Origin of the sequence: Streptomyces sp. NPDC026659 (assembly GCF_040638245.1) — a bacterium.
Classification (GTDB): Bacteria; Actinomycetota; Actinomycetes; order Streptomycetales; family Streptomycetaceae; genus Streptomyces.
Map to the genome: position 1 here is coordinate 163233 of NZ_JBEZXY010000004.1, position 19688 is coordinate 182920.

At 73.7% G+C, this 19688-nt stretch carries 21 protein-coding genes; 11 read left to right on the top strand and 10 right to left on the bottom strand.

Going from position 1 to position 19688, the window contains the following annotated elements:
• Positions 1-148 precede the first annotated feature (148 nt).
• A complete protein-coding gene (locus AB0E91_RS12850; protein ID WP_361779468.1) occupies positions 149-1369 on the top strand; it encodes a hypothetical protein in 1221 nt (406 codons plus the stop codon).
• A 112-nt stretch (positions 1370-1481) separates the two neighbouring features.
• Here AB0E91_RS12850 and AB0E91_RS12855 read toward each other — a convergent pair whose 3' ends face one another.
• The 3 genes from AB0E91_RS12855 to AB0E91_RS12865 form a co-directional block, all read right to left on the bottom strand.
• A complete protein-coding gene (locus AB0E91_RS12855; RefSeq protein WP_361779471.1) occupies positions 1482-1847 on the bottom strand; it encodes a transcriptional regulator in 366 nt (121 codons plus the stop codon).
• On the bottom strand, positions 1844-2692 hold the full coding sequence (locus AB0E91_RS12860; protein WP_361779474.1) for a hypothetical protein: 849 nt from the start codon (positions 2690-2692) through the stop codon (positions 1844-1846). Before AB0E91_RS12860 ends, AB0E91_RS12855 begins: the two co-directional genes overlap by 4 nt.
• 97 nt (positions 2693-2789) lie before the next feature.
• Positions 2790-3182 carry a hypothetical protein gene (locus tag AB0E91_RS12865; protein ID WP_361779477.1) on the bottom strand — a complete coding sequence of 131 codons (393 nt, stop codon included), beginning with the start codon at positions 3180-3182 and terminating at the stop codon, positions 2790-2792.
• A gap of 170 nt (positions 3183-3352) precedes the next feature.
• On the opposite strand from AB0E91_RS12865, the gene AB0E91_RS12870 reads away from it, so the two are divergent.
• Together AB0E91_RS12870 and AB0E91_RS12875 are read left to right on the top strand one after the other, a co-directional pair.
• Complete coding sequence (locus AB0E91_RS12870; protein WP_361779480.1) at positions 3353-4312, top strand: D-2-hydroxyacid dehydrogenase family protein; 960 nt, start codon at positions 3353-3355, stop codon at positions 4310-4312.
• Between the two features lie 192 nt (positions 4313-4504).
• Positions 4505-4828 carry a chaplin gene (locus tag AB0E91_RS12875; RefSeq protein WP_361779483.1) on the top strand — a complete coding sequence of 108 codons (324 nt, stop codon included), beginning with the start codon at positions 4505-4507 and terminating at the stop codon, positions 4826-4828.
• Between the two features lie 103 nt (positions 4829-4931).
• Here the strand turns inward: AB0E91_RS12875 and AB0E91_RS12880 are convergent, their stop codons facing one another.
• The 6 genes from AB0E91_RS12880 to AB0E91_RS12905 form a co-directional block, all read right to left on the bottom strand.
• Positions 4932-5798, bottom strand: a complete 867-nt coding sequence (locus AB0E91_RS12880) for a tyrosinase family protein (RefSeq protein WP_361779486.1) — start codon at positions 5796-5798, stop codon at positions 4932-4934.
• Complete coding sequence (locus AB0E91_RS12885; protein WP_361779489.1) at positions 5782-6285, bottom strand: tyrosinase family oxidase copper chaperone; 504 nt, start codon at positions 6283-6285, stop codon at positions 5782-5784. The genes AB0E91_RS12880 and AB0E91_RS12885 overlap by 17 nt, the downstream gene beginning before the upstream one ends.
• Before the next feature lie 98 nt (positions 6286-6383).
• Positions 6384-6968, bottom strand: coding sequence for a vitamin K epoxide reductase family protein (locus tag AB0E91_RS12890; RefSeq protein WP_361779492.1), 585 nt, complete (start codon positions 6966-6968; stop codon positions 6384-6386).
• Positions 6968-7468, bottom strand: coding sequence for a DUF5949 family protein (locus AB0E91_RS12895; RefSeq protein WP_361779495.1), 501 nt, complete (start codon positions 7466-7468; stop codon positions 6968-6970). The genes AB0E91_RS12890 and AB0E91_RS12895 overlap by 1 nt, the downstream gene beginning before the upstream one ends.
• Before the next feature lie 242 nt (positions 7469-7710).
• Positions 7711-7998: a hypothetical protein gene (locus AB0E91_RS12900; RefSeq protein ID WP_361779498.1), complete on the bottom strand. Its 288-nt coding sequence runs from the start codon at positions 7996-7998 to the stop codon at positions 7711-7713.
• Positions 7999-8091: 93 nt separating this feature from the next.
• On the bottom strand, positions 8092-8331 hold the full coding sequence (locus tag AB0E91_RS12905) for a chaplin (RefSeq protein WP_018545032.1): 240 nt from the start codon (positions 8329-8331) through the stop codon (positions 8092-8094).
• Positions 8332-8912: 581 nt separating this feature from the next.
• On the opposite strand from AB0E91_RS12905, the gene AB0E91_RS12910 reads away from it, so the two are divergent.
• The 8 genes from AB0E91_RS12910 to AB0E91_RS12945 are packed head-to-tail and all read left to right on the top strand — an operon-like array spanning position 8913 to position 18288.
• On the top strand, positions 8913-10088 hold the full coding sequence (locus AB0E91_RS12910) for a glycosyltransferase (RefSeq protein ID WP_361779501.1): 1176 nt from the start codon (positions 8913-8915) through the stop codon (positions 10086-10088).
• Between the two features lie 59 nt (positions 10089-10147).
• The gene (locus tag AB0E91_RS12915) at positions 10148-11500 is read left to right on the top strand and encodes an exopolysaccharide biosynthesis polyprenyl glycosylphosphotransferase (RefSeq protein ID WP_361780127.1); all 1353 of its coding nucleotides are present in this window, start codon (positions 10148-10150) and stop codon (positions 11498-11500) included.
• A gap of 2 nt (positions 11501-11502) precedes the next feature.
• Complete coding sequence (locus tag AB0E91_RS12920; RefSeq protein WP_361779504.1) at positions 11503-12873, top strand: O-antigen ligase family protein; 1371 nt, start codon at positions 11503-11505, stop codon at positions 12871-12873.
• Positions 12870-14621, top strand: a complete 1752-nt coding sequence (locus AB0E91_RS12925) for a lipid II flippase MurJ (protein WP_361779507.1) — start codon at positions 12870-12872, stop codon at positions 14619-14621. The genes AB0E91_RS12920 and AB0E91_RS12925 overlap by 4 nt, the downstream gene beginning before the upstream one ends.
• Positions 14605-15381: a polysaccharide deacetylase family protein gene (locus AB0E91_RS12930; protein ID WP_361779510.1), complete on the top strand. Its 777-nt coding sequence runs from the start codon at positions 14605-14607 to the stop codon at positions 15379-15381. The genes AB0E91_RS12925 and AB0E91_RS12930 overlap by 17 nt, the downstream gene beginning before the upstream one ends.
• A complete protein-coding gene (locus AB0E91_RS12935) occupies positions 15378-16526 on the top strand; it encodes a glycosyltransferase (RefSeq protein WP_361779513.1) in 1149 nt (382 codons plus the stop codon). Before AB0E91_RS12930 ends, AB0E91_RS12935 begins: the two co-directional genes overlap by 4 nt.
• Entirely contained in the window at positions 16523-17158 is a 636-nt protein-coding gene (locus AB0E91_RS12940) for a lipopolysaccharide biosynthesis protein (protein WP_361779516.1), read from the top strand. The genes AB0E91_RS12935 and AB0E91_RS12940 overlap by 4 nt, the downstream gene beginning before the upstream one ends.
• Positions 17155-18288, top strand: coding sequence for a GNAT family N-acetyltransferase (locus tag AB0E91_RS12945; protein WP_361779519.1), 1134 nt, complete (start codon positions 17155-17157; stop codon positions 18286-18288). Before AB0E91_RS12940 ends, AB0E91_RS12945 begins: the two co-directional genes overlap by 4 nt.
• On the opposite strand, the gene AB0E91_RS12950 is transcribed toward AB0E91_RS12945, so the two are convergent.
• A complete protein-coding gene (locus AB0E91_RS12950; protein WP_361779522.1) occupies positions 18285-19499 on the bottom strand; it encodes a glycosyl hydrolase in 1215 nt (404 codons plus the stop codon). The genes AB0E91_RS12945 and AB0E91_RS12950 overlap by 4 nt on opposite strands.
• Positions 19500-19688: the final 189 nt, after the last annotated feature.

The window sequence follows — 19688 nt, forward strand, 5'->3', positions numbered from 1 at the left end:
CTACCGCACTCGACGACACGCCGCCGGGAAACCCCCGGCCAAAGCGAACCCAAGGGATCCTCAACTCGAACAACAGTCCTTGCAGCGGATATTCGAAGATCATATTTTGCGTGTCGTGACTATGACACGTAGAGACATCCTCAAGGGCATGGCCGCAGCACCCTTCCTCACCACCGCCGGCACCCTGCTCACCTCGACTCCCGCCGAGGCGGCAACCATTGACGCCGGACAGTTCACCCTCACCGCCCGCTCCTCCAACAGTTACGGCGAGTTCGCCGATCTGACGGCCGGTCTGGCGGGCAAGCTGGCCAAGGCGGACGCCACCACTGTCATAGCCGACACCAACCGCAACGCGGTCCATCTCACCAGCGCGCCCAACACGGCCAAGGCGTTCCAGACCGGCTTCGCCTGGGACAGCGGCGACCAGGCCGTCACCTACTGGGTCCCGCAGGGCGTCACCACGAGCGCGGACGCCTACGGCAACGGCCTCTACCCGGACGGCGGCACCAACAAGGTCGTACTCGTCTCCTGGTACTTCGACGACGCCACCGCGACGGACAAGGGCACCCGGCTCACCTTCATCGACTACAGCAACGCGTCCGCGCCGACCTACCGGCACGTGCTGCTGGTCGAGCCCGTTCTCACGGACACGGGCGAATACTCCTTCAACCCGCTGCGCAAGCACGCCGGCGGCATCATGTGGTACGGCAACCTGCTGTACATGGTCGACACGTTCAAGGGGCTGAGGGTCTTCGACCTGAACACCCTCTTCCAGGTCGCCACCGCCGAGACGGAGGTCTGCGGGCTGCACACCGACGGTTCCTACTACGGCTACGGCTACAAGTACGTGCTGCCGCAGAGCTACGCCTACGACAATGCAGGAACGTATCTGCGCTACACGACCATCGGCCTCGACCGCGCCAGCAGCCCCGACAGCCTGGTCGTGAGCGAGTACTCCTACGCCGGCATCGTCGACTACAGCGACAAGGCCTTCATCGGCAACGGCACCAAGATCGAGACGCCCAAGGTCGTCCGCTGGGACCTCGACTACACCAACCGGAGACTGCGCGAGCTCACCTCGACCGAGGCCGTCACCGTCAACCAGGAGAAGATTCAGGGCGTCGTCTCCCGCGAAAGCAAGCACTACCTCTCGGTGAGCGACGGAGAGACCACCAAGGGCACCCTGCGCACCTTCACCTCCGGCAGCGACACGGCAACCACCGTCTGCGATCTCGCCATCGGCTGCGAGGACCTCAGCTACCACAGCAGCGGTGCGACCGGCTGGGCCTTCAGCGAGTCCGTCATCTGGAACGCGACCGAGTACGACGGCACGCGCTACGTCTACGCCGTGCACGCCGACGGGTCCTGATCGCACCACCTCTTTGCCGTCGGCAGGACGGCACCCCACTCCTGTCGGCGGGCCCGGCCAGGACATGCGCCGGACGACGCACGACCCGGCGGCATCCCCACCCCCCCGTCCCCTACATGTCGGGCACCGCGCGGGGAGTCTCAAGGCGCAGCACGAGCGCGCGCAGGGCCCGGAGTTCGACGTCCAGGGCCCGCGCGCCCTCGCGGGTCAGGGTGACCCAGGTCCGGGGACGCCGGCCCGCGTAGCCCTTCTCCACGGTGATCATCCCTGACTCCTCCAGCACCTTCAGGTGCCGGGAGAGATTCCCGTCGGTGACGGCCAACTGCTTCTTCAGGAAGCCGAATTCGACCCGGTCGGCCTCGCGGGCGACGGTGAGGACGCCGAGCCGCACGCGCTGGTGGACGGTGTCGTCCAGCGCCTGGGTGGGATGCGGTGCCTCGTGGTCGTCCTGCGCGGCGGTCGCATCGTCGACGCTCATGAGACGACCGTACCCGTACCCGTATCCGCGACCTCACCCGCTGCACCGGGCGCGCCCCGGCGCCGGGCCGCCGCCCACTCGCACAGACCGGCGAGGAGCAGGATCGAGGCGAGCAGAAAAGCCTTGAATTGCGGTCCGTCGGTCCAGCCCGGGTGGGCGGGGTGCTGCCCGGGAAGCCAACCGTTGCCCCAGGAGTCTCCCAGGTACCCCGTGAGCAGTGCGGCGTGAGCAAGCCCCGCCGCCGCGGCGGTCCAGCTGCGTTCGGCGATGCCCAGCGCGAGAAATCCGACGCCGACCACGTACCACGGGGAGGCGTAGCTGTTCTCCAGCAGCATGGCCTCCCACGACTGGCTCCTGCTGAACAGAAGTGCCCACAGGGCTGCCGCGGTCACGACGGTGGCCGCGGCGGTCGCGCGGACCCACATGCCACGCCGGGGCACGACACCCCGGGCCTCGCCCCGCAGTCGGTACCAGCGGGCGAAGACGAACCAGGCGAGGGGAAGCAGCGCGAACCACACGCCCCATGCCACGAAGCGCAGGACGGCTCCGTCGAACTCCCCCTTCAGACAAGGGGTTCCCGGTTGGTGGACGACGCAGAGGCCGGTCAACTCGGCATAGGCGAAGGCCGGATAGGACCCGACGTTGCGCCCATGGGCTCCGAAGTTGAAGGCGAACCGGGCGATCGGAACCGCCGCCAGCGCGAGGAGCCCGAAGCCGAGGAGAGGAGTCCACGCCCCGTTGATCTGCGTGCGGGTCCTCGCCCGGAGGCCCTCCGTCGCGGCCAGTAGGGCGGCCGCGGCCGCCCTCGGCTCCGGTTCCGCGTTGCTCGCTACGGGTGCACCCACATGTCCCCCTCGTGACCGGCGCTCTGGCAGCACTCACAGGCGGACCGCCGGATGGCCGCTCGCCCGGATTAACTTTGCAGCACAAAGTACCTGGCAATCAAGAGTCAGTGCCCCTCATCGATCTGATCAACGTAGTGACCAGGAAGGACGCGACCAGACTCCCCACCACCACCATCCCCACCCCGATCATGAAGAGCCCACTGCCGTCGTCCGACCAGTCGTAGAACGAGGCGATGGCCAGGCCGATCGGGGTGCCGAGGACGGCCGCGGGGAAGTACCGGCGGTACGCCGCCCAGCACACCGGTACCAGCAGCGTCACGACCAGGCCGATCACCTGCCACGGCTCGTACGGGCCGGTACTCGAGCCGTCCGGGTGTACGTCTCGGTGCTGGTCCCAGCCCAGCCAGGCGGCCCAGAGGGCGATCGCGAGGGCGGCCAGGGCGGCGATCGACAGCGACTGGGTGACGGCGTGCTTGCGTGCTCTGCTCATGACCCCAGCGTTTCCGTTCGAAGCGGTGTCGAACAGAGCGCAGGTACTCAGGCGGGTCCGAGTACGTCAGCCCACAACGCACCCGCGCACCCGCGCCCCGTCCCGCTGTCGCCGCGATCCCTCATGATCCAATGAGCCCGACAACAGCCGGACGGTCAGGGGGAGATGACATGCGACTTCGTTGCGCGGTGCTGGACGACTTCCAGGGGGTGGCCACCGAGGTGGCCGACTGGTCCGGGCTGGAGGGGCGGGTGGAGGTCGTCACGTTTCGGGAGCACATCCGCGACGAGGATGCCCTCGCGGCCGCGCTCGGGGACTTCGACATCGTCGTCACCCTCAGGGAGCGGGTGCCGTTCCCCGGGTCGCTCATCGCCCGGCTGCCCCGGCTGAAGCTGCTCATCGCCTCCGGGATGCGCAACAGCGTCATCGATTACGAGGCCGCGCAGGCGCACGGCGTCACCGTGTGCGGTACGGCCAGTTCGTCGACGCCGCCGGTGGAGATGACCTGGGCGCTGCTGCTCGGGCTCGCGCGCGGGGTCGTCCAGGAGAGCACCGCGCTGCGGGAGGGCGGGCCATGGCAGTCGACCGTCGGGGCCGATCTGCACGGTGCCCGGCTCGGGCTGCTCGGGCTCGGGAAGATCGGGGCGACGGTGGCCCAGGTCGCGCTCGCCTTCGGGATGCGGGTCGGCGCCTGGAGTCAGAACCTCACCGCCGAGCGCGCCGCCGAGGTGGGGGTCGAGCTTGCCGCGAGCAAGGAGGAACTGCTCGCGGACAGCGACTTCGTCTCGGTTCACCTCGCCCTCGGCGATCGCACGCGCGGGCTCCTCGGCGCCCCCGAACTCGCCCTGATGAAGCCGACCGCCTACCTCGTCAACACCTCCCGCGCCGCGATCGTCGACCAGGACGCCCTGCTCGCCGCGCTGCGCGAGGGCCGTATCGCCGGTGCGGGCGTGGACGTCTTCGACATCGAGCCGCTGCCCGACGGTCACCCGATGCGCACCGCGCCCCGCCTGCTCGCCACGCCCCACCTCGGCTATGTCTCGCGGGCCAACTACGCCACGTACTACGGCCACGCGGTGGAGGACATCGAGGCGTACCTCGCGGGCGCGCCCGTACGACGGCTCCCCTGAGCCAGGACGGGATCAGCGGACGGCATCAGCCGCGCCGCCACCGGGCACGACCCGCCCCCTTGACCCGTTTCGCCGCAAAAGGGGGATCTCTGCCCTGTCGCCCGTGACCCGCCCCGACCGGGGCCGTTGAACGGGAAGTGCGGCGGCTGGTCCTGCCGACCGCGCTTCCCCGAGCAACAAAAGGAGAACGTGATGTCTCGCATCGCGAAGGCAGCCGTCGTCGCCCTCGGCACCGGCGCCGTGGTGGTCGGCGGGGCCGGCCTGGCGCTGGCCGACGCGGGTGCCCAGGGTGCCGCGGTCGGTTCGCCGGGCGTGCTGTCCGGCAACGTGATCCAGGTTCCGGTCAACGTCCCCGTCAATCTGTGCGGGAACAGCGTCAACGTGGTCGGCCTGCTGAACCCGGCGTTCGGCAACACCTGCGCCAACGTCGGCGAGCAGACCCCGCCCACCACCCCGGCGGCCCCCGAGACCCCCGAGACCCCGGGCGGTTACGGCAACTCCGGCTACGGCAACTGAGCCACCCGCGGTCACCCGCGCGCACCGCGCAGAGCCCCGGCACACCGTGCGCCGGGGCTCTTCCCTGTCCGCGTCCCGCCCCCTTTTACGAGGTTTCCGAGGCTCAGGCGTACCGGTAGATCCCGCTGACGTCCTCCAGCGAGGCCGGTGTGACGTTCCACGGCGGCAGCTTCTGGAGGCGGGCGACGATCCGGCCCTGCTGCTTGTCGCCCGCGCCGGGCGGGTCGGCGGGGAGGTAGCGGTGACCGGCGTGGGCCCGCTGCCAGTGGTACCACTGGTAGTCGACGAAGGCGTGGTGCAGCCAGAACACCGGGTCGTTGACCGAGGCGCCGCCGAGCATCTCGCCGCCGACCCAGCGGTGCACCCGGTTGTGGTTGCGCCAGGAGACGCTGCCGCTGCCGGTCCCCCAGCCCTCCAGTTTGTTGCGGAAGCCCCGGGTGGCCGTGGAGTCCCAGGGGGAGGCGTCGTAGACCGGGTCGTCCAGAGCGGACTGGAGCTCGCTCTTCGTCGGCAGCTGGATGGGGTTGGCGGCGCGGCCGAGGTCGCGGGTGAGGGCCTTGCCGTCGGTGACGTTCACCTTGAGGGTCCAGTGCCCGGTGCCGTAGGCGAACGGACCCGTGGTCACCTGCCGGTCGGAGCGCCGACCGTTGCCGCCGAGCAGGTCCGCGGTCCAGGGCGCGGCGGTGGTCGCGCGGTCCTTGGTCCAGTCCCAGTACGGCAGGGTCACCGAGGAGTCGACCCGGCGCAGGGCGTTCTCCAGGTCGAGGAGGAATCTGCGGTGCCAGGGCAGGAAGGACGGGCACATGTGGGCCGCGCGCAGGCCCTTCTCGCCGTCGGAGGTGTAGTAGTCGATGTGCGTGCGCACGAATTCGTCGTACTCGCCGCGCCGTTTCACCTCGAGGAGCGCGTTGACGAACCGGCGGCGTTCGCTCGCGGTGAGCGCCGTGACGTTCTTACGCGTGTACGCCATGCGAACCCCCCGCCATCTCGTCCATGGTCCCGCCCGAGCGGCCCATGTGGCCGCCGGCCGGGCCCGGGGCCAGGTCGCGCAGATGCCGGCCGGGGCCCATCTCGTCGACGGCGGCGCGGGTCGCCTCCAGGGGGGTGGGGTACGACGTGTAGTGGTCGACCATGCTCATCCAGGTGCCGTCCGCGCGCCGCATGAGGTGCAGCGGACTGCCGTCCACGGTGATCTGCCAGTCGCCCCCGCCGGTGTGGCGGGTGAGGGCGGGGACGGCGTAGCCCTGGATGTGGCGGCCCCGGTAGGTCTCGTCGAAGACGGTGTCCGAGGGGTCGCCCGGGGGCAGCGGGCGGGAGGCGGCGACCACCGGGGCCAGGGCGAGGGCGGCGGCGGAGGCCAGCAGCCCCCGCACCATGTCCCGCCGTGACGTTCTCGCCGTGCCCGCTCCGAGCGGCGTTCCCGCCCCCACCGCCGCACCATCGGCACCGACAGCCATGTCTCAACTCCTCGTCGCGGATCGGATGTCGGTACCGGTAACCGGCGCGGCCCGCGCGTAGTCACCGCCGCAGGGCCATCCGGGTAGGACGGCCCTGGTCAGCCGGTCCAGAAGTCCCACCAGCGGGTGAGGACGAGAACGCCGACGACGCCGAGGTGGAGCAGTGCGACGAGCCAGGTGAAGTCGGCGAGGAAGGCCCCGACCGGGTCCGGCGCGGGCAGGTGGCCCTGCCGGACGACGAGCGAGGTGGCGTACCAGAAGAGGACGATCGTCGCCGCCCAGGCCAGACAGCACCACAGGCACAGCGCGTTGACGCGGTACAGCGACTCGAACTGGAGCCAGGAGACGAACCCGACGCCGAACAGGCACCCGGCCCAGAACGTCAGCCAGTACCAGCCGGGGTAGCGGGCACCGGCCAGCAGACCGGTGCCCACGCAGACGACGGCGGCGTAGGCGACCAGGCCCAGCATCGGGTTGGGGAAGCCGAAGACGGACGCCTGCGCGCTCTTCATGACGCTGCCGCAGGAGACGACCGGGTTCAGGCTGCAGCCAGGGGTGAAGGACGGGTCCTTGAGGAGCTTGAACTCGTCCAGGGTGATGACCCAGGAGGCGAGCAGTCCGGCCGCCCCGGTGAGCACGAACAGCGGTCCGAGGCCCCGGCCGCCCGCCCGGGCCGGTGGCATCAGCCGCGCAGGGTGCGGGCCGGGAGCATGACGTGCGCGGCCGCGTGCAGGGTCTCGTCGGCTCCGGCGAAGGCGGCCAGCGCGGCCGGGGTGACGGGCATCCCGGGGCGGCCCCCGGGCCAGGCGCGGGTGGTGAAGACGAGGTAGGCGTAGCCGCGCTGGGCGACGGCGGCGAGCCACTCCGGGGGCGCGTCGGCCTGGGCGACGAGCTGCGGCATGTTGACGACGGCCTGGCCCGCCTCGACGAGCAGGGTGACGGGGAGGCTGGGCCGGGTGGTGCCGTCGATCACCTCGCTGCCGACGGGCAGGCCGTTGAGCGCGAGCAGCTGGTGGACCGCGGCGGCGGTGACGAGCGGGCCGCCGGCCGCGTCCCCGAGGGAGTAGGCCAGCAGATAGGGCATGTCGTAGCCGTCGGGGGCCTCGCCGCTCCAGGCCAGCAGGACCAGGGTGCCGAGGTCGGTGCCGCGGAAGGCGGGGGCGTCGCTTGAGGTTGAGGTCACCGCGCGACCCTATCGACGGGTTGGGACGGGTACGGGCGGCTTCTCACCCTTCCGGAGGAGCGCGCGGGGGTGCTCCACACGAATGAGGGAAGCGGGCTCGAACACGGTGGAGGGCGGGGCACATCAGGGGGCAGCCACATCAGGGACCCGAACCACCGGCGGACGCACGGGAACCCGCCGACACCACGGGGCCGGTCCCCCTGTCCTACGGGACCGGCCCCTCTCGCGTCTCCGGTACCGGGTCAGCCCTTGAGGGGCAGGCCGCCGAGCAGCTGGTCGGGCTGGTTGAGCGCGGTCGTGGCGCCGTTGACGGCGTTCAGGGCGGACGCCTTGTTCTCGGTGTCGAGGGCGTTCGACTGGTGCTGGAGCGGCATCACGTCACGCACGGTCAGACCGCCCTTGGCGACCTGGTCCACGGCGCCGTTGAGGCTGGAGGGGGTCAGATCGCCGGTGTAGGCGAACGCGGGCGCGGCGGCGCCGGCGAGGGCGACGGAACCGGCGAGCACGGCGGCGGCCTTCAGGGACTTCATCTTGGTTCCTCTCTACGGCAACTCACTGAAACCGGCCGCCCGCCCGCGGTCGATGCGCGGGCGGACGGCCGGCCGAAGGGGTGCGCCGTGAGGTCAGTCGTTGACGCAGGTGTTGCCGAAGGCCGGGTTCAGCAGGCCGATGACGTCGATGGTGTTGCCGCAGACGTTGACCGGGATGTGGACCGGGACCTGGATGACATTGCCCGACAGAACGCCGGGGGAGCCGGCGGCGACACCGCTGGCACCGGCGTCGGCGGCAGCCACACCGGCACCGCCGGCGACGGCCGCGACGGCGGCGGAGGTCAGGACCAGGCCCTTGGCGATACGCGACATGGAGAAGTGCTCCTTGCAAATCGAGACAAACGTCCGGGCGGGGATGCCCGACGCTGTGTCAACGCGTGGCATCCCCGGGGGTTGTGCCGCCAAAGGAGTGAAGTGCGCGCGGGGCACTCTCGCCGATCCGGCACAGTTGTCCTGATTCGCCTTATTGATGACTCGATCAACAACTTGATCTCCGGCCCGGGAAGGGCCGTGGGAGAAGGGCGAGCCGCGTGCGCTCTCCCCCGGGGCGCGGTCGCGCGCCGGGCGCGGGCGCGACCTGCTCTCTCCCCCGAATGGCGTAGTGCGCGCACGACCGGCACGGCGGGGCCGTACTGCCCCGGGTCGAGCGATGGATACGGCTGTTGCCCGAGGGGTGCGGGTCGCACCTGTCGGGTCTCGGACACGCCCGGCCGCACGGCGGTGACCAGCGGGGCTTTCCTCTCGTTCCCCTCGGGGACGCGACGAGGACCGGTGGGTTCCGCTCCGCGAGGGGCGCCCGGCAGCGCGGCGCGCTCCCGACCCCGGCCCCTGGCGCCCCCGCTGCGACCGCAGCCCCGAGCGCCCCCTTCCATGAGCAGCGAGGTAGTCCGCGAATGCACCAGCCACCCCCCGACTCCCGGCCCCGGGTCCTGCACCTCGCGCAACCCGTCGACGGCGGTGTCGCCCGGGTCGTCCTGGACCTCGTACGGGCCCAGCTCGCCACGGGACTGCGGGTTGCCGTCGGCTGCCCCGAAGGCGAACTCGCTCAGCGGGCGCGCGAGTTGGATGCCGAGGTGTGGGAGTGGCCGGCCGTACGGTCACCCGGTCCTGAGCTACGGGGCGAGGTGCGGCGGCTCGGGCGTCTGATAGCGCGGGCGCGGCCCGGTCTGGTGCACGCGCACAGCGCGAAGGCCGGGCTGGCCGCACGGCTCGCGCTGCGCGGCCGTGTTCCGGTCGTCTTCCAGCCGCACGCCTGGTCGTTCGAGGCGGCGGGCGGGATCACCGGCGCGCTCGCCCGGCGCTGGGAGCGGTTCGGGGCCCGCTGGGCCGACCGTGTGGTGTGCGTCAGCGAGGCGGAGCGCGAGCGGGGGCTGCGCGCCGGGGTGCGCGCCGCGTACGCCGTGATCCCCAACGGGGTCGACCCGGTGCGCTTCTGCCCGGCCCCGGCCGGACCCGCCCGCGCCGCCCTGTCGGCGGAGCTGGGGGTGGACCTCGGCACCGATCCCCTCGTCGTGTGCGTCGGACGCCTCTGCCGGCAGAAGGGCCAGGACGTGCTGCTGCGCGCCTGGGAGCGGGTGCGGGCCGAGGTGCCGCGGGCACGCCTCGCGCTGGTCGGCGACGGCCCGGACCGGGAGGCCCTGCGCGCGGTGGCGGGCCCCGGTGTGCTGTTCCCGGGCGCGGTGAGTGACGTACGGCCCTGGTACCGGGCCGCCGATCTGGTGGCGCTGCCCTCGCGCTGGGAGGGCATGGCGCTCGCCCCGCTGGAGGCGCTGGCCTGCGGGCGGCCCGTGGTCCTGGCCGATGTGGACGGTGCGCGGGAGAGCCTGCCGCCCGCGTCGGCGGGGCTCTGTCTGGTGCCGCCCGAGGACCCGGCCGCGCTGGCCGCCGCCGTCGCCGGACTGCTGACCGACGCGCCGCTGCGCGCGGAGTTCGGCGAGTCCGGGCGCCGTCACGTCCTGTCCACCCACGACGTGCGGCACACCGCCGAGCGGATCGCGGGCGTCTACCGCGAACTCCTCGGCGCCCGGCCGCCCGTGTCCGCCGAGCGCAGGGAGTCCCTTCTCTCGTGACCACGGAAAGCACTGCCCCCACCGCGCACCCCCGGGACCGGGCCACGGGCCAGGTCCCGCTGGTCCGGGCCCGCGCCGCGCGCGGCTTCCGGCTCCCGGTACGGCGCCCGCCCGCCCGGGCCGCCTCTCCCCTGCCGCTGCTCGCGGCCGACCTCGCCGGAGCGCTCGTGGGCGCCGCCGCGCTGGACCCGGCCGCGCACCACCCCCTGCTGATCGCGGCGCTGCTGTGCGGCGCCCTGCTGCTCCGCCCCCGTCCCCGGCCCGCGATGTCCGGCGTGCTGGACGAACTGCCCGCCGTCTGCGGCCGGATCGCGGTCGGCTGGCTCGCGCTCGCCGCGCTCGTCGCGGCCCGCGAACCGGCCCACGCGCTGCCCCTGTCCACCCTGCTGCTCGGCTGGGCGCTGCACGCGGCGGTGGCCTGCGCGGGCCGGGGCCTGGTGCGCGGCAGGCGTGCGGCGGCCCGGCTGCGGCGGCCGAGCGCGGCCCTGGTGGTCGGCCCCGCCGCGACCGCCCAGCGGGTGGCAGCCGCGCTGCTCAGGCACCCGCGCTGCGGGGTGCGGCCGGTCGGTGTGGTCGCGGACCACCCGGACGGCAGCGACGGTCTGCCGGTGCTGACCGGTGAGGAGCAGGTGGAGCGGGCCCTGATCCGGAACGGGGTGCGCACCGTCCTCGTCGTCGGCCCCGCGACCCGCGCCGAACGGGCCCCGCTGCTGCGGGCGCTCGCCGAGTCGGGCTGCGCCCTCTGGGAGGTGGCGGCGGACGGTCCGGCGTACGGCGTGCGCGAGCGGCTGGCCGGGTTCGCCGTACGCCGTGTCGACGCGGGCGCGCAACTGCCGGACAGCCTCGCCAAGCGGCTGGTGGACGTGGCCGTCTCGGGCACGTTACTGGTGCTGTGCGGCCCGCTGCTGCTGGTGTGCGCGGCGGTGCTGCGGCTGACCGAGGGGCCGGGCGTGGTGTTCCGGCAGGAGCGGATCGGCAAGGACGGGCGCCCCTTCACACTGCTGAAGTTCCGCACGCACCGCCCGGTGGACGAGCGCGAGTCCGCGACGCGCTGGAGTGTGGCGGGCGAGCCGGAGATGAGCGCCTTCTGCCGCTTCCTGCGCCGGACCTCGCTGGACGAGCTGCTCCAGCTGTGGAACGTCTTCCGGGGCGACATGAGCCTGGTCGGACCGCGCCCCGAACGCCCCTTCTTCGTCGCGCGGTTCGGCCAGCTCCACCCCGGCTACGCGGCCCGGCACCGGATGCGGGTCGGCGTCACCGGGCTCGCGCAGGTCAACGGGTTGCGCGGGGACACCTCGATCGAGGACCGGGCCCGCTTCGACAACGCGTACATCGACACCTGGTCGCTGTGGCAGGACGTCTGCATCCTGCTCCGCACCGCGGCCGTGCTCGTGCGTTCCACCGGGAGCTGACGATGAGCCTCGCCCTGTGGCTGTCGCGCCGCCCGGTTCTGCCGGTGCTCGCCGTCGTGGCGCTCCTGGCGCTCCCCCTGTCGGGCGACGACGGCGGCGCCGGACCGGCCGACGCCGCCTCCGCGCTGGTCGTCGGGTACTGCGTCCTGCGGCTGCTGCGCGAGCGGCGGCGCCCGCTGTCCCGTACGGCCGCGGTGGTCCTCGGGCTGCCGGTGGCCGGTACGGCGCTGGCCGCGATGGGCGCGGTCTCGCCCGGCGCGGGCCTCGCGGGTCTCGGCCGCTACCTCCAGGTCTTCGTCCTGGTCCCGGCGGCCGTGATGCTGCTCGTCCGCGACCGGCGCGACGCCCGGCTGCTGATCTGGGCGCTGATCGGACTCGCGCTGTGGGAGGGGGCGGTCGGGGTGAAGCAGTACGTCACGGCGACCGGCGCCTCCTACCAGGGCGAGGACATCCGCGCGGTCGGCACCTTCGGGGCGCAGGACGTGATGGGGATGGCGACGGTGGTGTCGTTCGGGCTGATCTGCGCGGCGGGGGTGGCGCTGAGCCGGAGCACGGGCCCGGCTTCGGCTCCCGTTCGCGAGCGTGTGATCGCCGGAGTCTGCGCCCTCGCCCTCCTGCTGCCGCTCGCGCTGTCCTTCAGCCGGGGCGCCTGGATCGCGACCACTCTGACGCTCACCGTGCAGCTGGCGCTGTCCGGGCCGCGCCGGGCGCTCAAGGTCGGCGCGGTCGCGCTGGCGGCCGGGGTGGTGCTGGTGGGCGGTCTCGGGGTGGGTACGGCGATGCTCCAGGAGCGGCTGGGCAGCATCACGCAGGTGGCGGACGCGCCGGACCAGTCGGTGACCGACCGGTACACCATGTGGGCGGCGGCGACCGGCATGTGGCGCGAACAGCCGCTGACCGGCGTGGGGTTGAAGGGCTTTCCCGAGTACCGCGACGGGCACGCCTCGCTGGCCCTGTCCTCCGGCAGCGACACGGCGGGCGCGGGCGCGGGCTTCCGCCGGCAGCCGCTGCTCTCCCCGCACAACATGTACCTCCTGGTCCTCGGCGAACAGGGCCTGACCGGCCTGCTGTGCCTCGCGGGCTCCTGGCTGGCGCTGCTGGTGCTCGGGCTGCGGGGGCTGTGGGCGACCCGTACGGCCCGTGCGGCCGGGGGCAGGGAGTACGGGGTCATCGGCTGCGGCCTGCTGATCTGGCTGCTGGTGGACTTCGTGTACGCCGACATCGGCGGCCCCTCCACCGTGCTGACGGCGGTGGCCCTGGGGCTGGTGGCGTGGTGGGCGCTGGTCGGCGGGGCGGAGCGGGGGCGCCCCGCTCGGGTCGCGGCCGAGGCCGTACCCGCCGTCCCGGTGGCGAGGGAAGCCGGAGTCCTGTGACCATCACCCCGCTCCCCGAGCCCGTACCGGAGACCGATCCGGTCCCTGTGCCGAAGACGGCCCCCGTGCCGGGGATGCCTCCCGTGCCGAAGGCGGCTCCCGCCCCGCCCCGTCCGGTCAGGCCCGCCGCTCCCGCCCCGCTGCCGGAACCCCCCGCCACCACCCCCCGCTTCCTCGCCCGTGCCGCCCTCCTCACCGCCTCCCTCTCCGCGGCGGGCGCCGTCCTCGGGCTCGTCCGGGACCAGTCGCTGGCGCGGCTGTTCGGGGCCGGGCTGGACACCGACGCGTTCCTGGTCGCCTGGACCGTGCCGGAGTTCGCGGCCACGCTGCTCATCGAGGACGGGCTGGCGTTCGCGCTGATCCCGGCGTTCAGCATGGCGCTGGCCCGCCGGGCGCGCGGGGCGCCGGGCGACCCGGTGCGCTCGCTCGTCGCCGGTACGCTGCCCCGTCTCGCCCTGGCCCTCACGGTGGTGGGCGTGCTGCTCGCCACGGCCGCGCCCGGACTCGTCGCGGTGCTGGCGCCCGGGCTGCCCCACCCCGCCCTCGCCGTGGACTGCACCCGGCTCACCGCGACCTGCGTGGTCAGCTTCGGTCTCGCCGGGTACTGCAGCGCCGCCCTGCGGGCCCACCGCAGCTTCCTCGCCCCGGCGGCGATCTACGTCGCCTACAACACCGGCATCGTCACGGCCATGTTCGCCCTCGGCGGCGCGTGGGGAGTGCGCTCGGCCGCGTTCGGGGTGGCGCTGGGCGGAGTTCTGATGGTGCTCCTCCAACTGCCCTTCCTCGTACGGCGCTTACGCACCCGGGAGACCGCCGCCCCCCTCTCCGCCGAACCGTGCCCCGCCCCGCGGACCCAGCGCGTCGACCTCCAACTGATGGCCACCGTGCTGCTGTTCGCGCTGTGCCGCCAGTCGCAGGTGCTGATCGAGCGGTTCCTCGCCTCGGGGCTGCCGTCGGGGGCGATCTCGCACCTCAACTACGCCCAAAAAATCGCCCAGATCCCGATGACCATGTCGATGATGCTGTGCACGGTCACCTTCCCGGTGGTCGCGCGGGCGCTGGCCGAGGGCGACACCGAGCGCGCCCGGGTCCGGGTGGAGCGGGACCTCGCGGTGGCCGCCACACTGGTGCTGTTCGGCACGGCGGCGGTGCTGGCCTGCGCGCCGCAGATCGTCCAACTCCTCTTCCAGCGAGGCGCGTTCACCGCCGAGGACACAGCGGCGACGGCGGGCGTGATGCGGGTGTACGCGGCCGGACTGCTCGGCCAGACGCTGACCGGTGTCCTGGTCCGCTCCTACTTCTCGGCGGGCCGCGCGGCCTGGTACCCGGTCGGCGCCATCGCGGCCGGGGTCGCGGTCACCGCCTGGATCGGCTCGGCGACGGTCGGCACCTGGGGCGTGACCGGGATCGCCGCCGCCAACGCCACCGGCATCACGCTCACCGCCGCCCTGCTGCTCGGCGGGATGCGGGCGCGGCGACGCGGTGTGCGGCGCGGGGTGCCGGTCCGGGTCCGGGGGGTACTGGCCGAACTGAGCCGCCCGCTGCGCGGGGCCGTCGTGGCCGCGCCCACCGGGGCGTTCGCCGCGAGCCTGCCCGGCGGCGCGCTCGGCGGCCTCGCGGCCGGGTCCGTCACCGTCGCCGCCGTGTACGTCCTGCTCGGCCTGCCCCGGGGCGCCCCGGGCCTCGCACCCGTCCTCCGTTCCGTACGCACCCACACCCGAAGGCTTGCCCATGCCGTCTTCCGCTGAGTCCGTCTCCCTGCCCCGCGACCGCTCTCCGGGGCGGGCCAGACCCGGCCCGGTCCCGTGGATCGCCATGTACCACTCGGTCGGCGACCGCTCCGACGACCCGTACCGCGTCACCGTCACACCCGCCCGGCTGGAACGGCAGCTGTGCTGGCTGCGCGGACGGGGACTGCGCGGGGTGGGCGTGGCCGAGCTGCTGGCGGCCCGCGCGCGGGGCGAGGGGCGCGGTCTGGTGGGTCTCACCTTCGACGACGGGTACGCCGACTTCCTCACCGACGCCCTTCCGGTGCTGGCCCGTTGGGAGTGCACGGCCACCCTGTTCGTACTGCCCGGCAGGTTCGGCGGCGACAACTCCTGGGACCGGCCCGGCCCGCGCAAGCCGCTGCTCACCGCCGACGCCGTACGCGAGGCCCGGCGCGCCGGGATGGAGATCGGCTCGCACGGCCTGACCCACCTCGACCTCACCCGCGCCGACGACCGCACCCTGACCGAGGAGATCTCCCAGAGCCGGGAGCTGCTGGCCGAGTTGACCGACGGCCCGGCCGACGGCTTCTGCTATCCGTACGGCACCGTGGACCGCCGGGTGCGCGACGCCGTGCGCGCCGCCGGTTACGGGTATGCCTGCGCCATCGACCCCGGCGCGCTGACCGGACCGTACGCCCTCCCCCGCGTGCACATCGGGGAGAACGACACCGCCGCCCGCCTGTTCCTGAAGTACCGGCTGCACCGGCTGCGCCGCCGTCCCGTACCGGGCCCGCGATGAGGGCGCTGCACATCATCACCGGGCTGGGCGTGGGTGGCGCCGAACAGCAACTGCGGCTGCTGCTCCGTCACTTGCCGGTCGAGTGCGACGTGGTGACGCTGACCAACCCCGGCCCGGTGGCCGACGGGCTGCGGGCCGACGGGGTCCGGGTGACCGACCTCGCCATGGCCGGCAACCGCGACCTGGCCGCACTGCCCCGGCTGGCCCGGCTGATCCGGCGCGGTCGCTACGACCTCGTGCACACCCACCTCTACCGGGCCTGTCTCTACGGCCGGCTGGCCGCCCGGCTCGCGGGAGTGCGCGCGATCGTGGCGACCGAACACTCCCTGGGTGACTCGCAGATGGAGGGGCGCCCGCTCAACTCCGGTGTGCGCGCGCTGTATCTGGCCGGGGAACGACTGGGCCGGGCGACCGTCGCCGTGTCTCCGACCGTCGCCGCGCGACTGGCCCGTTGGGGCGTGCCCGAGCCGCGCATCGCGGTCGTACCGAACGGCATCGACCTCGACCGCTTCCGCCACGACCCGGCCGCACGGGAACGCACCCGGGACCAACTCGGGCTTCCGAAACAGGCGTTCGTCGTCGGCGGGATCGGCAGGCTGGCCCCCGGCAAGCGTTTCGACGTACTCGTCCAGGCCCTCGCCCAACTCCCCCGCGACGCACGACTGCTGCTGGTCGGCGGCGGCCCCGAGGAGGGCCCCCTGCGCCGCCTCGCCGAGCGGGCCGGGGTGGCGGAGCGGGTGGTGTTCGCCGGTGAACGGCCCTATCTGCCCGACGGATCGGACGGTCCCGACCTGCCCGCGCTGACCTCCGCGATGGACGTGCTGGCCTCGCCGTCCCCGGAGGAGGCGTTCGGTCTGGCGGTCGTGGAGGGGCTTGCGGCCGGGCTGCCGGTGCGCCACTCCTCCTGCCCGGCCGTCGAGGACCTGCCGTCCGGGGCCGCCCCGGACGCCGTACGCATCCCCTGCGACCCCGAGGCGTACGCCGCCGCGCTCGCCGGGGTCCGCGCCGCCGGACCCGGCCCGCGCACCGCGCCCGAGGCCGCCCGCCACTACTGCGTCACCCGCAGCGCCGCCCGGCTGATGAACGTCTACGCGGCGGCACTCGTCCCCTCGTCCCGCACCCCCTTGGGAGGCAGCCCCTCATGACCGAGAACCCACACCGGCGTCCCCGTATCTCCCGCTTGCCGTCCTGGTCGCTGGTGGCGGCCGGGGTCGTCGCGGGCGGGCTGCTCGGCGGCGCGTACGGCATGGTGAAGCCGCCCGCCTACACCGCCACCAGCTATGTCGTCGCCGTGCCCACCGAGCGGTCCGACCCCGGCGCGGCGCTCGGCTTCGCGCAGGCGTACGGCCGTATCGCCACCCAGCCCGCCGTGCTCGCGGCCGCGCAGGCGAAGGCGGGGGCGGGCACGGACACCCTGCGGGAGAGCGTGCGCACGGCGACCTCGCCGGACGCGCCCATGGTCGCCGTCTCCGCCACCTCGGCCCGTCCGGCGCGGGCGGCCGCCATGGCCAACGCGGTCGCGGACGCGCTCACCGCGCAGGCGGGCACCGCCGCGGCCGACACGCATGTGGAACTGCGCCCGTTCGCGCGGGCGGTCGCACCCACCGAGCCGAGTTCGCCCTCGGCCGCCGTCACGGGCCTGGTCGGGGCGAGCGCGGGCGGCCTGCTCGGCGGCCTCGCCCTGCTGGTCCGGCCGCGCCGAAGGACCGAACCGGAACCCGGCCGCCCGGCCACGCTGCCCGCCCCGGCCACCGCCGACGCCGCCGGCCTGCTGTGACGGCCACCTACGCGGCGCGCCCCGCCCGCACCGTCCGCCCCGCGCTCACCACCGAACTGGTCACCGACCCCGACGTCTTCGCCGCGCTCGCCCCGGCCTGGACCCGGCTCCACCGCCGGTGCGCGACCGCCACCCCGTTCCAGAGTCACGCCTGGCTGCACTCCTGGTGGCGCTCCTACGGCCGCCCCGGACGACTGCGGCTGCTCCTCGTGCGCTCGGGTCCCGACCTGGTCGCCGCCGCCCCGCTGACCCTGGTCCGCAGCCCGCTCACCGCCCTCGTACCGCTCGGCGGCGCGATCAGCGACTACGGCGACATCCTCCTCGACGACTCCGACGACGGCCGCGCCGCCGACGCCCTCACCCGCGAACTCTCCCTCGCCGCCCGTACCGCGCTGATCGACCTCCGCGAGGTACGGCCCGGCGGCGCCGCCGAGCGGATCTACGACCGCTGGCCCGGACCGCGCCGCCGGGTGCCCGACTCCCTGTGTCTGGAACTGCCCGCCGCCCCCATGGCCGACCTGATCGCCCGGCTGCCGTCGAAGAAGGCCCAGCGGGTCCGCGCCAAGCTCCGCAAGCTGACCGCGCTCGGCGTGACCCGCCGGATCGCCGGTCCCCACGACACCGACCGCGCGCTGCGCCGCCTCCTGGAGCTGCACCGGCTCCAGTGGTCCGACCGCAAGGTGACGTCCGAGCATCTGCGCCCGCGTTTCCGCGAGCACCTGCTGCGCGCGGTCGGCGCGATGGCCCGTTCCGGGGACGCGGTGGTGACCGAGTTCCTGCTCGGCACGGAGGTGGTCGCCGTCGACGTCACCCTGCTCTCCCCCGGCCTCGCGGGCGGCTATCTCTACGGCGCCCACCCGAAACTGCGCGACCTGCGCGCGGACGTCGCGGTGATACTGCTGGACGCCTGCGCCGACCGCGCCGCCACGGGCGCCCACCGCACCCTGAGCCTCATGCGCGGCGACGAGCCGTACAAGCACCACTGGCGCCCCGACCCCGTCCCCAGCGTCCGCCTCCTCCTGGCCCGCCGCCGCACCGTCCCGCTGCTGACGGCCGCGCTGTACGACGTGGCGGCCCGGCGGCACGGCAAGAAGGTCCTGCACCGCTGGCAGGACCTCCGGCGCGGTTAGCGCATCCCCCGCCACCGAGTGGCCGGAAGACAGAACCCCTCCCCCAGCCACTCCCGGACCCAGCTGTCCGGCAGCAACGGGTCACAACCGTCCGGGAGTTCGGGGGCGGGGGACGGCGGCTCCGGAGAGCCGGTGGGAGCCGGCAAGGGGCTCGGTGAGTCCGTCGGCGTCGGCGTGCCACTCGGTGTCACCGTCGGCGTCGGCTGCCCCGCCCCGCCCGACAGCGCCGCCCGGTACACCGCCGCCGCCCTCGGGTTGGCCGAGCACTGCCAGACACCGTGCGGGCAGTAGTCGGTGAGCGTGTTGTACAGCGGCCTGTGCGCGTCGAACCAGGCGAGCATCCCCCGCATGTACGCGGCGTTGTCGCCGTTGCGGAAGAGCCCCCACTCCGGGTACGAGACCGGCTTGCCGTGAGCGCGCGCGAAGTCCACGTGCGCCTGGAGGCCGTACGGCTCGGACACCTGCTCGCCGAAGGAGAGCCCACTCGGCTGGTCGTAGGAGTCCATGCCGATGATGTCCACGGTGTCGTCGCCGGGGTAGCACTCGGTCCACGGGACGGCGTCCCGGCCGCGGCTCGGCGCGAAGTCGAAGCGGAACCGCTGGCCCGGCACCGACCGCATCGCGGCGACGATCCGGTTCCAGTACGCCTTCCACGCCTCGGGATCGGGCCCGCAGCGGTGGGTGTAGGTGATGCCGTTCATCTCCCAGCCGAGCACGAGCACGGTGTCCGGGACCTTCAAGTCCACCAGATGCCGGGCCAGGGTGCGGAAGTGCTGGTCGAACTCCCCGTCGGCGCCCTGCCGCAGCAACTGCCGCACCTGCGCGTCGGAGAGGTGGTCCTCGTTGCGCTCCTGGAGCGGCACGTTGAGCACGAGCGTGCGGTCGGCCCTGGCGCGGCGCCAGTGCGCCCACGGGCCGAGGAACCCCGGGTCGCCCTCGATGTCGCTCCAGCGGCCGCCGGGCAGATAGGTGTGGGCGACCTTCAGCTCGGCCCCGCCGAGCCAGCGGCTCAGCCCGGCCATGCGGGCGACCCCGAGCGGCCCGGAGTCGAGGAAGGCCCCGAAGGCGGGCGCCTGCACGCTCGTTGCGAGAGGGACCGGCTCCTGCCGCGCCGCGAACCCGGAACCGGTCAGCAGCGCGGCCGAGGCGGCGACCGCGGCCACGGCCGCCGTCAGCCGGCCGCGCCGGAACCGTCGTCGCGGTGCGTCCATGACCGCCCCTCTCTTCTCTCCGCCGGCCGTACCCGACACCCAGTCACAGGGAGCGGGCCTCCGCCAGTGCGGTGGGGCTTTCAGGTGGCCGCCCCCTGCCACTCGGGTGAACGACGTCTGTCACACAAAGGGGCCGGCAGGCTGGCCGGAACCTGCCGGACGGCGTGGCGAGGCGCCGGGGAATGTCCG